The organism is Chryseobacterium edaphi (assembly GCF_025628985.1).
In the GTDB taxonomy this organism is placed as follows: domain Bacteria; phylum Bacteroidota; class Bacteroidia; order Flavobacteriales; family Weeksellaceae; genus Chryseobacterium; species Chryseobacterium edaphi.
Genome location: NZ_JAOTEM010000002.1, coordinates 23463 through 40703, shown reverse-complemented (window position 1 = coordinate 40703; position 17241 = coordinate 23463). Strand labels below are relative to the sequence as shown.

The window sequence follows — 17241 nt, the reverse complement described above, 5'->3', positions numbered from 1 at the left end:
TAATTGTATTTGTACGAATTACTTTCTCCTTTTATACTTTAAATGAACCAATAAATAAACCTCATCTTTATCTATGTCTTTGCACCAGGTACGTTCAGTCACCAAAGCATTTTCATAAAGATAAAGATCTTCCATGTTGTTGACGTATTCTAATCTTTCAGAAGTTTTATATTTAAAAAATGAAATCAGATTCACCTCATCTCCAATTGCAGGTGCAACAGGAAATTCTACAGAGTTTTCAAACTCAAATTCTATATCGTAGGAATAAAATCTTACTTTAACGCTCATAACTTTATTTTGATCAAATATAAACTTAAATTATCTAGTCGCTGCGTCAATTCGAGTATTTTCGAAGAAAAATGTATCAAGAATCCGTGAACAAAAAACAACCTATCAAAAATTTTCGATACGATTTTTTCAAGATCGACGGTGTAATAAGGTAGAAGTATAGCTTAACAAAAAAGCCAACTCAAAAAGTCAGCTTATATATTTTAAAACAAAAAATTGTTTACGATTTCAATTCCTGAATAAATAGACTAATCTCCGTCCGAATCAACAATTCATCATCCAAAAAAGTTTCGCAGAAAATTTGGCAGATGTTTTCGTATTGAGAAATCAAGGAAGCTTTAGAGATGATTTTATCGCCAACTTTCGGTAAAGCGAAAATCTCAATCTTTTTGATATTGGTGATAAAACCGATGACTTTAGTATTTGACTCAGGATTTGCGAAAAAACTTTGCCCGAGAATGGAGGATGAGGTTTGCGCAGAATGTTCGATAAGACCAGCTTCTACAAATTGATCGTTCTGAACGAAGATATTGTCTGAAGTAATTTCAAAAGAAGTAATCACCTTCTCCGGAGTAAGCTCAAGAATATAATCTGCCATCAACATCGGTTCACGATGAGGTAAAAAATGGTGAATGTTGATGATGTTTTCTTCTTTTAACTCCATTTAAATTTTCTTCTAAAAAAAACTTTAATTATACATTTCGTCACTTCGGGTAGATTTTAAAAAAATCATATTGAAAAGTTTATTTGCTAAAGTTCTCAATGTAAATTCTTGCAGAATTTTACTCGAACTGACGAATTGTTTTTAATTTATTTTACAACAGTTTTCATTTGCGATTTTGCAATTACGGTGTCATTTATTTTAGTGATAATTTCCACTAAAGTTACGCCCAACATTTCATTTAATATGGTAGCTTCAGTTATCAATTGATCACCAACTTTTGGTAAAGCATTTGCTTCAAAAGATTTAATGGCACCAATGTAACCTGTTGGAGCATCTTTCCCTAAAAGAAAATACTTATAACCGGTATGAAGAGCTACACTTTGAGCCTGATGTTCGATCAATCCCGAAGCTTGAAAAATTCCTTCATGTACAAATATATTGTCTTCTTTGATCGTGAATCCTGAGATTACATGGCTTTCAGAATATTCTGAAACTTCACCTACCATCACAAAAGGAAATTTTTGCGGAATCAGGCTCTCTACAAAACTCTGATCAGAATTGGGTAATGTAAATTCCATTAGCAAACCGTTAGTAAAGCACAAGAATAAGCGAATCTTCCACTTTCCGGAACACAAAGAAGAATTTTTTCTCCCTTTTTCAGTTTTCCTGAATTCATAAGCTGCTCAACTGCAATAAATATAGATCCTGCTCCGATGTTTCCGACTTCCGAAAGATTATAAAACCATTTTTCCCAAGGGAAATCAAGTCCTACATTTGCAAATTCTTCTTTCAGACCTTCTTTGAAATATCCGGAAGAAATATGTGCCAAAACATGGTCAACAGTTTCAGGATCAAGCTGATGTTTGTCGAAAGATGATCTCAGACTTTCTGCTCCCTTTACCAAAATGTATTTATCTAAAATTTTAGTATCTTGTTTTAAAGCAAAAATAGATTGATTCAACCATTCTTCAGCAGGATATTCTGCCCATGATTTTAAGCTTCCGTCTTCCTGCTTTTCACAACCCGAATACATACAGGCTTCAATTTCGTGAGCGTAAGAATAAAAATCGATCCAGTCTATTTTTAAAGAAACTTCATTTTCTCTTGGTTTGGTTTCCAGTAAAAATGCTCCGGCTCCGTCAGAAAGCATCCATCTTAAAAATTCTCTTTTAAAAGCTACGATTGGTCTTTCTTCCAGAAGTTTGAGGTTTTCAGCTTCGTGATTGAATTTATCTGCGGTCATCCATGCAGACATTCTTTCAGAACCTACACAGACTGCATTTTCTTTGATCCCTGCTTTGATGTTTAAGAAACCATAGTTCAATGCATTCATTCCTGAATTACAGAGTCCTGTTGAGGTATTGATCTCTACAGACTTTCCGATATTCAGTTCGCCATGTACCATTGATGCGTGAGAAGGCTGGATCTGATCTGCAGAAGTTGTTCCGCAAGACAGTAGTTCCATATCTTCTTTTTTAAAATTCTCATCAAACAGTCCTTCAATAGCTTTTGCTGTGATCTGAGCGTTGGTATGCGTAGATTTTCCGTTTTTATCTAAAGCGTAATATCTTGTTTTGATTTTATTGTTCCTTAGAATTAAAGCTCTCGCTTTAGAAGGTGTATTATTTACTAAGCCAAGATAGCTTTCCATTTCGTCATTCGAAACCGGCTCATTCGGCAAGTATGTTGAAGCTTTTGTTATAAATACGTCGTGCATTCTATTTTAAATTAATTCCTTGTAAATATTCTTTTTGTTTCTGTCTTTTAGACCACAAAAGGGGTGCTAATAATATATGAAAAACCAACACAATTGGTGAAATGATCCAAATTGCTGCCATCAAATATACCTTAAAGAATTTTATCAGCAATGGGCGTTTTTCTTTTTTCTTCATAATCAGATTACTCCATACCGTAAAGATTTTATTGCCTACTTTCTCTACCCGTACCAAAAAAGGTCTGATTTCTACGGCTCCGTTTTTCACCAAATCAGGCTGAAGATTTGCAAAATCATTGTTTTCAAAATGATTTTCAATAATCTTTCCGTATTTACCCGCTCCATTGATTTCTTCATCAGAAACTCCTGCGGCAGGAAGCAATCCCGACTTTTCTTTTTGTCCGGTTGTTAACCAACGCAGAATCGTTAAAACACTGGTGTAATTATCGTGTCTGTCTACCAAAGCAATATTTCCAACTAATTTGGCGTTCAGATTTTTTAAATATACTTTTAATTTTTCCTGAGAAAGCATCCACATATTTCGGGTACCTGAAACCGTAACAATTGGAGTGTCTTTTAATAAACCTTCAGCATAACTGCTTTTCAGAAAAGAAATAATAGGGATTGACGGAGTCAGATACCAAACCTGATATCCGAAAAGGATGAGGTCATATTTTTTGTTTAGCACATTTTCCGGTGGCGGAAGAATCTCGCTCGGAATCTGCAAATAAGATTCTGGAAAAGTATTGAAAAAAACATCACTCGACCAAGGGAAAGGAAAATCCTCTTTCAGCTGAATGTTGTAGTAAGTGACTAAATATTCGTCTTTTTTATCTTCAAACGGCTGGGCAATATTTTTCATAATATCCTCCAGCTGACCCGTCTGTGTATAATAGAGAACAAGTACGTTTTTCTGCATTAATATTCTTTATGGATTACAAAAATATGCTTTTAAAATTTATTATTCGTGTCTGAATACTCTTATTGATTCAGAAGTGAACACTAAGTTAAATGAAGAGTTTGTAAAAACAATATTTTCTGTGTTCACAAAAATAACAGTTTTCGGAAGTTGGGGGATTTCTTTTATATTAAATTTAGCATCAGAGACCAAAAGAAAATCAATGTCTTTGGTGATTTCAGAGGTGTTTTTGATGTAATTTATCTTTCTTGTTTTAACGATATAATTATTTTCTGCGATCTGTCTTTTCTCTTCACTTTTAATAAAACTGAAAACTCTTCTTCCGGCTTGTTGGAGCGTCAGAAGAATGTCTTTCTGTCCAAAATCATCTGCGATATGCAGGATATTTGCATCTTTTGGAATATGCTGATTCAGTTCAAAATAAACCGATTTGTTTTTATTAAAATCCTGCTTAACTTCTTTTACAACTTCGGTTTCCTTGTAGAGATAAGTTAAAAATAATTTCTTTTTAAAATAATTTTCGTCTTCAATCTCATTTCTAAGCTTAGAAAATTCATTTCTGAAATAATAATTGATGTTTTTAGCACGCTCTTTATAAGTCGTTCCAAATGACAAATCATTTTTGCTAATTCTTTCGCCAACTTTTACGATAATATCGCCATCGTAAATAATGAAATCACCTTTAGGCAAAACTTCAGAATTTCCGTGTATGTATAATGGTAAAATGTCTAAACCAAATTCTTCGGCTAAGTAAAAAGCACCTTTATGAAAACGTTTCACGTCATTCGTGTAAGATCTTTCTGCTTCAGGGAAAACGACTAATGAATATCCCTGGTCGATTTTTTCCTTTAACTTTTCTTTTCCATTTTCGATACCTTGAGAAACCGGATAAAATCCCAAAGCTTTTACCAGTTTACCGAAAACAGGAGAATCATAAACCCAATCATTCACGAGATACACAATTTTGTGGGTTGCCATCGCAATCGCCAAAGTATCAAGAAACGAAGTGTGATTGGCAATAATAATTGCAGGTTTACTAAAATCTTCGTTGGGATTGGTGATCACTTTCTTTTTCACAAAAGGATTTCCGTACAATACAGACGTTAAAAATTTAGCTAAAATCAATTTAATAATCTCTAACGTTTTTCCTTTTGAATTTTTTACGAAAATACTTCCAATTACCGAAAATATTAATCCACCCAAACCATAATAAATAAAGAGAATCACAGAATGTAAAAACAATCTGAAAGTAATTGGAGAAAGTCCTTTTTTAGTTCTGTTAATAATTAAAAATCTAAACCAAAACGGATATAAAGTTGAGGTAATAATGATTACCGAAAGCATTCCGATCAAAGCGACTAAAGCTAATGAATGTAAAGCCGGATGTTTTGCGAAAATTAAAGAACCGATAGAGAGAATTGTTGTGAAAACCGCCAGAATAATTGAAATTCGGTATGTTGGAAGTTCGTTTTTCCCGGTTGTATGTTCTTTTTGCATGGCCTGTGTCAGGAAAATACTGAAATCGTCACCAACTCCGAAAACCAACGTACAAACAACTGTGCTGAAAATATTTAATTCTAATCCTAAGAAATATAAAATTCCCGCCGTAACAACTCCAGTCAAGATAATCGGAAACATTGTAAGCATTGTTAATTCAAAATTTCTGAAGAAGACAATGATTGTTAAAAGAATTGCCAGTAATGAATAATTGATGAGCGTGTTGAAATCTCTTTTCAGCAAACCTAAAAAGTTCTCGTTCATCTGTTGACGGTCGATGGCAATAGCGTCGTGCTTTTTTTCAACGTCTTTGATGAAAGCATCTCTTTTCTTTTCATCTACTTTTACCACATTCGAAACGGTGTAAAAACCATTTTCCTGACTCAGAAATTCTGAGATTTGAAGCGCTTTTATTTTTTCGTAATCTTTGAGACTTAAAGTGGAGTAGGTTTTATTTAAATTTTCATTGAACTGGTCAAAAGCCGAACTGTTGAAACCGAATTTGTTCCCATTCGAAACCAATTCGGAAATTGTGGAGTTCTTCTTATTCTCGTTCCAGAAATTTTGCCAGATTGCTACTTTTTTTTGCTGGTCTTCTTTAGATAAAACAACATTCCCAAGCGAATTATAGCTTAAAATTTTGCCTTCTTTTTTTTCTTTTTCCAAAAACTGGCTCAAGTCTGAATTTCTTGCTAAAGCTTCTTCTTCAGAATTTCCGTAAGAAATCGTGTAAATTGATTTTGAAGTAATGTCTGACAATTTTTCAAGCTTGGCTTCACTTATTTTTAAATCTTTCGGAATGTAATTCAAATCGCCAATATCTTCATTAAAACCAACGTGTCTGAAACCAAACAAACATGCAATGATGATCAAAGAGCAGCCAATAATCAAAGGTTTATTTTTCTCGTAAGGATAATGCCCGATTTTGTCAATGAAGTTGGTGCTTACTTTACCTGATTTCTCTTTTGGATGATACAATTGCGGAACGATGATCAATGCCGAAACCGAAGAAAACAAAACCGTAATTGAGGCAAAAAGTCCCAGATCTTTCAACGCTTCAGAACGCACAAAAACCAGACATAAAAATGAAACCGCCGTGGTTGCACTACTCAGGATAATCGGTTGGGTGATTTCTTTGTAAAGCTCCTCAATATTGTTATTGTGTTTGTAATGCGTGAGAATGTGAAGGGCATAGTCAATTGTGATTCCAATTAAAATTGCACCTACGCTTAGTGAAATGGCTGAAATCTTATCTTTAATAAAATACAAAACCATCAATGCTAGTAAAACAGAGAATAAAGTCGGCAGAAAAACGATAATCGGGGTGAAAAAATTCCTGAAATAGTACATCAGCAAAATCAATAAAACCGTCATCGAAATAATGACCGTATTTTGAATGTCTTTCTTGATTTGCTGAGCGTTTGCAACCGCAATTACTGGTGAGCCAAAATAGCTCAGTTCGGTTTTACCTTTGAATTCTTTGTTGATGTTGTCTTTTATTTCATTGAGTCGATTGACAAAAGCTTCATTGTTTTTGGTGTCGTTGCTTTTGTTTTTCGGTTCAATGAAAAGCAGAAGGTTTTTTCCGTCTTTGGTCACGACGTAATTGTCTTCGAGTTTAAAATCTTTGCTGATGTTTAAAGCATTCAGTTTTTTAATTCCAAGAAAAGTAATTCCCAAAGGGTCTTTTTTAATGAAATCTTTCGTTACCAAGCTCGTTGGTGAGACCAGAGATACATAATTGTTCTCAACCTGTTTGGCAATGCTGTCTTTTTGTAGTTTTCTTTCAATTTCTTTGTAATCGTTTTCGTCTAAAAACAAAGGGAGATTCTGATTGACAAAATCAAACGTTTCTGAAATCTCATTATCATTTACTTTTCCCTGAATTGAGCCAATATATTTCTGTAAAGGTTTTGTTTTTTCCAAAAATTGATCAGCTGTTTCAGATAACTGGAAATTGTCGTCTTTCGATTTTTTTTCGATGATGACAATAATTTTGTCTGAAAAATTAAGTTGTTTGAGAACTTTCGCAGTCAGATCAGATTTTTCGCTTTTCGGAATAATTTGATTGATATCTTCTTCAAAATTGATTTTAGAGGCAAAAAATAGACACATTGTTGCTAAACCCAAAGCTACAGCAATAGATAAAACTCTGTTTTTGGCAATCAGATAGTATAAAAAGATGAAAAAGCGATGCATGAGTTTCAGAAAATCAAGTTTGCAAATTTAATTTTTTTATTAAGTAGTTTTAAAACATTTGTGATAAGTTTTCGCTGAAAATCAATAAAATATTCTATTTAAAATGAAAAAATCTTTTACTTTTGCAAAAGTTCCCTTGATGCTGACCAATATTTTTTAAACACAAAATCATTCTTAATCGGGAAACAACCAAGTATGTTGAGAAATTTTGATGAAAAATTAAACGGATTTCTGTTTATAGTAATACTTCCGATTTTGTTGTTTGCAATGTCTTATTATGGGTTCGAATCTTCCTATACGAGATTTAAAACATCAGAAAGACCTCCTGATTTTCTATTTTCGTCCGTATATTCTTACAGGGTGATTCCCAATCAGCTTAGTGTTTATATGACAGATTTTATGGAATATATGATGAGTAATCATCTTTCTTCTTTTAAAAATCTTATTCTCAAAAACGGGACACCTTTTTATCATGGTCTTTTTCTGATGAATCTTTTTTTTCTGATTTTAAATGCTGTCATATTAAATGTGATTATAAAATTTATTCCGGTTTCTTTGATTGCAAATGTTAATGTAAAAAGATTAATCCATCTTTTGCTAATGTTTTTTATTATTATAACCCAATATACTCCTTCCAATTGTGATATGATCGCTTTGTGTTGCTATCTCACCGGAGTTTTGCTAACGCTGAAATATATTCATTCAAAAAAAGAAATATTCTTTTACGGATTGGTTATTTTAGTTGCTGCCTCAACGTTTGTACGAGAAACAGCGTGTCTTAATATTGCTTTTTTTGCAGCGGTTTTTTTTAATATCTATGAGTTGAAGCGAAAGAATCTTAAGTTTATTTGGAAGGTAATACCTTTGATTTTGGCGTTTTTGCTTCCTTATATGGGATTAAGAGTTGTACTAAATCATGATGAAACTACCTTCGTTGAGGGATTTTATATAATTCAGAATTTTACAAGCCCATTTAATCTTGCGGGATTTGTTTTTTCTGTAATTGCACTTTACTTTATGTTTAAACTATGTGAAAATGATGAAAGCAGAATGGTTTTTAAAAAGTATTTATTTTTTTCGTTGCCATATCTTTTCATGATTACTCTAGTTGGGCTTTTTTGGGAGGTCAGGCTTTTTTTACCTCTTATACTTACGGGAGCTATTGTGGCTAGTCATGATTTCAAAAACCTTATCATCAAGCCATGAGTTTATTACATCCTTATTATATATTTGCCATGATATATATGCTTTTTTTTAGCATACAAGAGGTTTTTGGTAATAAAGTAGAAAAAAAATGGTTTTGGTTTCTTGCAATTTATTTAGTAATCATTGCAGGACTTCGTGATAATGTAGGTCCGGATTACGGAAGTTATAAAATGATTTATATCTATTCCGGGACGAAGGAGTATATAAATATTTTTTTGAAAGCGCTTCATTTAGAAGGTTCGGAAAATGTTGATCTCGAATGGCTGTATGCTTTGATCAATAAAGTTTTACTGAATGTTTTTAATGCGCCTTATTATGTTCTCACGCTTGTAATTGCCATATTTGCGATTTTCTTCAAAGTGGAGTATACTGATGATAACACTTTTTATCCGTTTACTTTTACATTATTTATGTTTATTCCAAACTTTTTTATTGGGGAAAGTGGGCAGATCAGGCAAAACTTAGGAACTTTTATTGTCTATTTTGCAATACGTTTTATCAAAGAACGTAAACTTCTTCTATATCTTTTTTGGATGTTTATTGCGTCCGGGATACATAATGTCTGTTATCTTTTTATACCGATGTACTGGTTGGTACGTTTTCCGATGAACAGAATGATGATGTTGATTTTAATTATTTCATCAATTTTTGCTTCTCCATTCGAGGTTTACAGGATTTTCGGTGATTTCTTAACCAATATGGCTTCGGAGAGTATGCTGGTAGAAGGTTTTAATGGTTATATGGATGAATCCGTTCAAAGGTTAAACGGGGGTTTTGGTATACCAGAAGCAATGATGATGATCCTTACATTCTTTCTTTTTGTATTCGATGATAAAATGATGGAGAAATATCCGTATTACGAGTACCACAAAGTTTATGCTGTGTTGGGTATTTGTATGTATTTCATCTTCCGGAACAATCCTATTTTTTCATCAAGAATGGCAGGAGCTTTTATTGGCTTTTCATATATCATTATTCCAAATGCAATGTATGTGGTTTCGTCAAATACAAAAAGAGGGATTTATACTTTCATTATTGCTCTCGTACTTTTTAATTTTATTGTTTTTGCAAGTTTTAAAAACATTATCGGTGGTAGATTCACAATTGATCTCTACAAAAATTACATTTTACCTTAAATTTTAGTCACAATTTTTAGGTTTTTTTATATCAAAAATCTTTCTTTTCCATTCACTTTTAATTTTTTTTAAATATTAAGAAAAATTGACTTTACGCATAGAATATTATTCTTAGAATATTGTACTTTTGTCGCAAATCAATAAAATGAATTTTTTGTTAAAATTGAACAAGGTTTAATTATTTGTCAATATAACTATTTTATATTTTAGTTATATTTAAAATAAATCAATTATTGTTTGGTTTGGTTTAAAATTTGAAAACTGTTTGAAAGCATCATTTGTATAAATATGAAAAGTAAAATGTGTAAGAATCTAATAGCAATATTTTGCTTAGTTTCTTTAAATGTGTATTCTAAAAACAATTTAGAAAGAGAGAAAGATTTTATTAAAACTAAAGAAGGAATTTACAGCTTCACAAAAAAAGATACTTTAGTTAAAATCTCTGCAAACGAATCAGCATCTGAACAATCACGAACAGCAGCTCCGGTTCTCGACTGGACAAAAGCACCCAACAGTTATATTTTTGACCCTGCGCAAAATGGCGAAGGATTGTATATTCCTGTAAAAAAAGCTTATGAAATGTGGCGCAGTTACAAATATCTGGCAAGTGCAGGAGCGATAAAAGGTAAAGTAAGCGCGGATGTTCTTTGGGAAGATGTTCCGGGTCTTATTAAGTCCGGATCTAATTATAGCCTTGAAGTAGTAGATTCCGGAGAGAGCGGGAAAATTAAAGTCATGATCAATAAAGCTAAAAAAGGGAATGCTGTTGTGGCTTTCAGGCTTAATGGTGAGATTTTCTGGTCTTGGCATATTTGGGTGACAGATGATCCGACCAATGGGTCAACCTATAAGAGTTTTGCAGGTGTTAGAAGAGAGAGAAGTAATGGTGTAATAGAAAATATTCCTGATGCCGACTGGAAATGGATGGACAGAAATTTGGGAGCCATTACCAATACCAACACAGGCGGAGAATGGAACAGAAGTGGTGGACTTCTTTATCAATGGGGAAGAAAAGATCCTATTCCACCATTAGTCATGAAAGGTGATGATTTTTATGAAGTTTCAGGGTCAATCGGAAGAGTAAGACATAGAGGCGCTAAAAATTTTACCAATGCAGTCAATTTTGATGTTTTGAGAAAATTTGTACTGCTTTCAAATGCAACTTTAGATAATAATCTTCAGCTTTCAGTAAAAAATCCGCTGAGTTTAATTTATGTGAATAAAGATGACAATTCAGGACTGGCTTACTATAATAACAATCCGAACCTGATGGTCAACTGGTTTGGAAGATCTCCAGGTGTTGCTGACAGTAAATTAACCGAACTGAATCTTTGGTCGGATAATTCAAAAGGATTATTACCAACGAATTACAATTTTTTTAGCAGTAATGCACCATATCGTAATAAATCGCCTTTTGATCCGTGTCCGAATGGGTGGAGAATTCCTTCGATGTTGGTGCCAAATTTAGCTTCAGGTTCTTATATTGACGATATCAGAATTGATTATTCGCCTTTCGGAGTACAGACAACTTTAGGTAAAAGTGCTTTCGAATCCAACGGATATCATATTATTAAACCAAATGACACCAATGTTCCTGCATTTATGACTGGTTTTAAATTATATCAAAATGTTGGTTTTGATCTGTCAAATGCAGGAGGCTACAATATGGGAGTTTTTCCAGGAACAGGCTTGATTGCAATTGATGCGCAAGGAGGACAATATACAGATCAGCATCATGTAGCTTTATGGACGGCCACTTTGACACGATTTTTTGACACAACTCCTGCGATAAGTGCAAGAGCTTTATTTATGGTTCCCGACAGATACCAGAATGATACACCAGATGCCGCAAATCCTACAATTAAAGGAAGGTATTGGTATAAACCGACCTCAACTGCCGAAACTTCAGATGCAAACGGTTGCAGATGTATTAAAGATCCTTTATATGTAGTTAACGGATATGATTTCCCAACACAATATTTAAATGCAAATACGGAATATGTTGAAGGTCTAAACAATCCAAATACATATCAAATCGTAAAATCTGCAACATCTTCCACACTTGAAATTCCCGTTACAAAAGCTTTCTCAGTTCAGAGTCAGCTTCTGAATAATCCTGATATTTTAAATCCTGCTAACTTCAGCGATCTTAAAGCGAATGTTTTATGGTCTACTAATACAGGTTTAATTAATGCCGTTACGGTAACAAATCCTTCTCCAGGTTCGGTTTCTGGACTTGCTAATTCTAAAATTGTTGTAGCCTTGAACCCCAATCAGAGCGGGAATGCAGTAATAACTTTGCATAACGGAAGTATTTCAAATCCTGTGTATTGGTCATGGCATGTTTGGGTGACAGATACAGCAGTAGGATCATATAATTATGCAACCGAAATACCGAACGCGGCTGCCTCAAATTACATAAATTATACTTCTCGAGGTGATATTTTAAAAACCGAATTTATGGATAGAAATCTGGGAGCAACTGATGCGTTTCCTGTGATTGCAAATCCTCTTTCGCCTACCGTTGCAGAATACGAAAAAATCAGAGCTTCTACAGGTTTACAATATCAATGGGGAAGAAAAGATCCTATTCCGTCATTTCAGTTTGCAGACAATCGTGCACCATACGATATATTTTTAGGAAATGTAAATACAAACGGCGCGGTTGCTTATACTACATTGACTCCAGCTGTTTATAATAATTTGTCGGGATCTTACATCATTCCGTACGATACTTACACGAATGGTTCTAATGCAAATGTTTTAACTACAGATAAAACGTCAGAAAAAATAGCTAAAGTATTATCTTATTCTGTTAAAAATCCACTGGTTTACATGATTCCCAGCAGTTTTGCCCCATACAATTCAGTCGTTCCTAATTATACAAATGGAACAGACTGGTTGATCAATGAGCCAAACGTTGCAGCAGACAGATGGGGAAGAGGTGGTAAAAAATCTCCCTTTGATCCTTGTCCGGAAGGTTGGAGAATTCCAGATCTTACAGGGGTAGCAATTATCACAAACCGGGATTATGGAATTTCGCCGTGGTATAAAAAAGATAAAAAGGTAGCAACCGGCTACAGTATTATTAATGATTTTACAGGAGTAAGAGTTCAGAATTCAACTGCTTCAACCATCGGATATACATTTAATGATGCAAGTTATTCTATTGGAAATTATCCAAATTCGGGATCTCGTGGATTTAGAAGTGTAATATCTAATCAAACTGCGCAGGGAACATTTGATGTAAATAATTTTCAATATCCGGGAGTTTGGACGGCTGCTTTAAATTCAAATTATCTTGGAAGACCAATCAATCTGCTTTTTAACGCATCTTCAAATGCGTTGATTGCTTTTCATGATAATAATGATCCTTATTTTGGAATGAATTGCCGTTGTGTAAAAGTAAAATATGACCAGAACGGGAACGAGGCAGGTCCTATTCCTGCAATTCCTGTAACGCCGGGTGCGACTGTAAAAGCTTCAAACGTTTTTACAGAAAAAGAGATTTCTCAGATTGCAAAAGAAAACAAAATTACATTGTTCCCCAATCCTGTGAAGGATGTATTGTATGTAAGAGCCAATGACGTAAAAGATTATTACTATCAGATTTACAATGCTTCCGGTCAATTGGTGAAATCTGGCAAGTTTGAAAATACTCAGACAGATGTTTCTTCATTGGTTTCAGGAGTTTATCTGATTAGAGTAAATAATTCTGAGACCGTTGTGAAAATCATTAAAAGATAAAGTATTCAATGAAAATATAAAAATCATAAAATGAAACAAATAGTTGATCTATTTTGTTTCTTTTTTTTATCAAATTAAAATAATTACAAGTATTATGAGTAGCAAGAACTCATACCTTATCTAAAATGTAAAACACTCCTAAAGATAAAATCTATTATAGTATGGATTTTTAGATTTAATCATTTATTTCAATAATATAAATGAGAACTAAATTGATTAGTAATCAGCAATACAAAGATATTTTCTTATAAAATTTTATTTACTTTTAAATGTAAATCAGCATTTAATATTTTGTCAGAAATGACCTTTTTAAAATATATATTGTAATAAATTCACTTTTTACCTTGATAATTATTACAATAAAATAACGTTGTAAAAATTCATATAATAAAAAAGCTTTACTTTTGCAAAAATTTAGAGGATGTCGAAAAATTTAGTAATCGTCGAGTCTCCGGCAAAAGCAAAAACTATTCAGAAATATTTAGGGAAGGATTTCGAAGTCAAATCGAGCTTCGGACACATCCGTGATCTTCCAAAAAAAGGAATGGGAATTGACCTCGCCACCTTCAGTCCGGATTACGAAGTTTCCGCCGATAAAAAGAAATTGGTAACAGAATTAAAGTCTGCCGTAAAGAAAGCCGAAATGGTTTGGCTTGCTTCCGATGAGGACCGTGAAGGTGAAGCTATCGCATGGCATTTGGCAGATGAATTAAAACTGAAACCTGAAAACAGAAAAAGAATCGTCTTTCACGAGATCACCAAAAATGCTATTCTTAAGGCAATAGAAAATCCACGAGATATTGATCAGAACTTAGTTAACGCACAACAGGCAAGAAGAGTTCTAGACAGAATTGTAGGTTTCGAAATGTCTCCGGTACTTTGGAAAAAAGTAAAACCGGGATTGTCTGCAGGAAGAGTGCAGTCGGTTGCAGTAAGATTAGTAGTTGAAAGAGAAAAGGAAATTCGTCAGTTTACACCAAAAGCAAGTTTCAAACTGGACGGGGTTTTCTTAAATAGAGCAGATCAGGAAATCGGTGCCAAACTTAAGAAAGATTTCGATAAAGAGGAGGATGCAGAAAAATTCTTAGAATTAGCAAGAACGACAGAATTTAAAGTTCTGAATGTTGAAACCAAACCCGGAACACGTTCTGCTTCTGCACCATTTACTACGTCTACATTGCAGCAGGAAGCTTCTTCCAGATTAGGTTATAATGTGACCAATACCATGCGTCTCGCTCAGAGATTATACGAAGAAGGTTTTATTACCTATATGAGAACCGACTCGGTAAACCTTTCTCAGGAAGCGATTGACGGTGCCAAAAATCAAATTACAACAGAATACGGAGCAGAATATTCAGCTCCAAGAAAATATACCACCAAATCGGCTTCGGCACAGGAAGCTCACGAAGCGATTCGTCCAACAGATTTTTCTGTAAAATCGATTGGTGATGTTCAGTTGAGTAAATTATATCAGTTAATTTATAGAAGAACATTGGCTTCTCAAATGGCGAATGCTAAAATTGAGAAAACCGTAATCGAAATTGGAAATGCAAAACTTCCACAGCATTTTGAAGCGCAAGGAGAAGTAATCATCTTTGATGGTTTCCTAAAAGCTTATGGAATTGTAAAAACTGAAGACGAAGACGAGGAAAATAACGAAAAACTATTGCCGAAAGTTACAGTAGGTGAAGTTTTAGACTATAAAAAAATTACCGCTACAGAAAAATTCACAAGACCGGCAGCAAGATTTACCGAAGCAATGTTGGTGAAAAAACTTGAAGAATTGGGAATTGGTCGTCCATCAACGTATGCGCCGACGATTCAGACGATTCAAAACCGTGAGTATGTAGATAAAAAAGAACTGGAACCACAGACTCGTGAAGTGGTGAAAATTTCTTTAGCAAAAGATAAAATCAAAAAAGAAGTTCTTGAAGAAAAATTCGGGGGCGACAAAAATAAATTTATTCCTACCGATATTGGTGAGGTGGTGAATGATTTCCTGACCAATAATTTTGCTGAGATTCTAGATTATGGTTTCACGGCGAAAGTGGAGGAAAGCTTTGATCACATTGCAAGCGGAGATCAGAAGTGGAAAGAAATGATGACCGATTTCTACTCAAAATTCCATCCAAGAATTGAAGATGTAGAAGAAAATGCAGACCGTGCGAACGGAGAACGTCTTTTAGGAGTTGATCCAAAATCAGGGAAAAACATTTACGCAAGAATCGGAAGATTCGGACCAATGATTCAGATCGGAGAACAAGATGATGAAGAAAAGCCAATTTTCGCATCGTTAATGGCCGGCCAAAACATTGCAACCATCGCTTTAGAGGATGCTTTGGAATTGTTTAAATTACCTTTTGAATTAAAAGATTTTGAAGATCAGTCAGTAACAATTGGTGTCGGAAGATTCGGGCCTTATGTGAAATGGGGCGAAACTTACATTAGTATTCCAAAAGGCGAAGATCCGCTTTCTATCGATCAAAATCGTGCGGAAGAAATTATTGCTGAAAAGAAATTAGCCGACGCACCTATCGCCAACTTCAAGGGTGAACCAATTACCAAAGGAACCGGGAGATTCGGGCCTTTCATCAAATATCAAAGCATTTTTATCAATGTTCCGAAGCGATATGATTTTGACAACCTTTCGCAAAGCGATATTAATGAACTGGTAGAAGCTAAATTAGAAAAAGAAGCCAACCGATACATCCAGCAGTGGGAAAAAGAGAAAATCTCTCTTGAAAACGGAAGATGGGGGCCTTTCATCAAATTTGGAAAAGCCATGTTCAAAATTCCAAAGAAAAAGGATGACACCAAATATGAATCTGATGAGCTGAAAGAAGTCTCTCTTGATGAGGTTAAAAAATGGATCACTGCACAGGATCCTAAAGCTTTTGCCGAGAAAAAGAAACCTGCAGCGAAAAAGCCAGCCGCCAAAAAAGCTACTACAGCGAAGAAAGCTCCGGCTAAGAAACCAGCTGCTAAGAAATAATTAGTTTTAAACTTAAATATTAACCCCTTTTGATGATTTCAAAAGGGGTTTTGTTTATTGTGGAATTTAACTATTTCTATGCCAATGTTTAAAGACTCGAAAGCGGTTGTTTAATCTATTTTTACTAAAGAATTTGATCTTTCTTTTGCTCCCATACTTAAAAGGTAGTCAACTATGTCATCATTTTCTCCTTGTTTAGCTGCTTCCAATGGAGAAATTCCATTGTGTCCAATTTGTTGATGTCAATGCCTTCTTCTAGTAATCGTTTAACTTGATCAATGTAACCATAGTAACACATTTCAAGTAATTCCGATATTTTATCTCCGCTTTCCAATTTTATTTTTCGTTTTTACTGTTCAATTTCTGATAGCGCAGATTTTGTAATGCTAGCTCTTTTATTTTTTTAGCATATGACTGAAGTCACGGGTTACCTATAGCTTTTATTCGCTCAGCTCGGATTTTGTTAATTCTTTTTCTGAATAATATAAATTCTAAAGTTGTAAAAAAACAGATAGATTATTGAAAAATAACAAGATTTCTGAATATAGTAACCGTGTTATTGTATAAAATGCTGTCGGTGAATATGTTAATCATTATAAAAATTACACATAATAATGGTATTCCTAAAAATGTTAATAACGACAGAAAAAAATTATTTCTAATTTTAGCTATTAGATTTAGAAAAATTGCAAACGAACAAAAAGCCATTGCGATGAGATATATCAATGAATAAGCTAAGTTTAACAGGATATATCAAATTTGTAAAAACCATTCAAGAAAATTTCCATCAACTTGATTTGTCTCTGCAATTACTACTCTATAAGCAACGAATAACGTCATACTTATTAACTTTTATAAGCCAAAACTTAAATATAATCC

10 protein-coding genes are annotated in these 17241 nt (G+C 33.8%); 4 read left to right on the top strand and 6 right to left on the bottom strand.

The features are described from left to right. Positions 1-18 precede the first annotated feature (18 nt). The 6 genes from NZ698_RS08305 to NZ698_RS08280 all read right to left on the bottom strand — a co-directional run bounded on the left by NZ698_RS08305 (position 19) and on the right by NZ698_RS08280 (position 7281). Positions 19-288 carry a hypothetical protein gene (locus tag NZ698_RS08305; protein WP_263002644.1) on the bottom strand — a complete coding sequence of 90 codons (270 nt, stop codon included), beginning with the start codon at positions 286-288 and terminating at the stop codon, positions 19-21. Positions 289-508: 220 nt separating this feature from the next. Next, on the bottom strand, positions 509-952 hold the full coding sequence (locus NZ698_RS08300) for a hotdog family protein (RefSeq protein ID WP_263002643.1): 444 nt from the start codon (positions 950-952) through the stop codon (positions 509-511). A 146-nt stretch (positions 953-1098) separates the two neighbouring features. Then, complete coding sequence (locus NZ698_RS08295; protein WP_263002642.1) at positions 1099-1530, bottom strand: hotdog family protein; 432 nt, start codon at positions 1528-1530, stop codon at positions 1099-1101. Further along, on the bottom strand, positions 1530-2669 hold the full coding sequence (gene darB / locus NZ698_RS08290) for a dialkylresorcinol biosynthesis protein DarB (protein ID WP_263002641.1): 1140 nt from the start codon (positions 2667-2669) through the stop codon (positions 1530-1532). Before darB ends, NZ698_RS08295 begins: the two co-directional genes overlap by 1 nt. A 1-nt stretch (position 2670) precedes the next feature. Next, the gene (locus NZ698_RS08285) at positions 2671-3585 is read right to left on the bottom strand and encodes a dialkylrecorsinol condensing enzyme DarA (protein ID WP_263002640.1); all 915 of its coding nucleotides are present in this window, start codon (positions 3583-3585) and stop codon (positions 2671-2673) included. Positions 3586-3627: 42 nt separating this feature from the next. Further along, positions 3628-7281 (bottom strand): MMPL family transporter, encoded by a 3654-nt coding sequence (locus NZ698_RS08280; protein WP_263002639.1) that lies wholly within the window; start codon positions 7279-7281, stop codon positions 3628-3630. 195 nt (positions 7282-7476) lie between these two features. Between NZ698_RS08280 and NZ698_RS08275 the strand changes: the two genes are divergently transcribed. The 4 genes from NZ698_RS08275 to topA all read left to right on the top strand — a co-directional run bounded on the left by NZ698_RS08275 (position 7477) and on the right by topA (position 16362). Beyond that, positions 7477-8487, top strand: a complete 1011-nt coding sequence (locus NZ698_RS08275; protein WP_263002638.1) for a hypothetical protein — start codon at positions 7477-7479, stop codon at positions 8485-8487. Then, positions 8484-9623 carry an EpsG family protein gene (locus NZ698_RS08270; protein WP_263002637.1) on the top strand — a complete coding sequence of 380 codons (1140 nt, stop codon included), beginning with the start codon at positions 8484-8486 and terminating at the stop codon, positions 9621-9623. Before NZ698_RS08275 ends, NZ698_RS08270 begins: the two co-directional genes overlap by 4 nt. 345 nt (positions 9624-9968) lie before the next feature. After that, entirely contained in the window at positions 9969-13370 is a 3402-nt protein-coding gene (locus tag NZ698_RS19520; RefSeq protein ID WP_263002636.1) for a T9SS type A sorting domain-containing protein, read from the top strand. A gap of 421 nt (positions 13371-13791) precedes the next feature. After that, the gene (gene topA, locus NZ698_RS08260; protein ID WP_263002635.1) at positions 13792-16362 is read left to right on the top strand and encodes a type I DNA topoisomerase; all 2571 of its coding nucleotides are present in this window, start codon (positions 13792-13794) and stop codon (positions 16360-16362) included. Positions 16363-17241 lie beyond the last annotated feature (879 nt).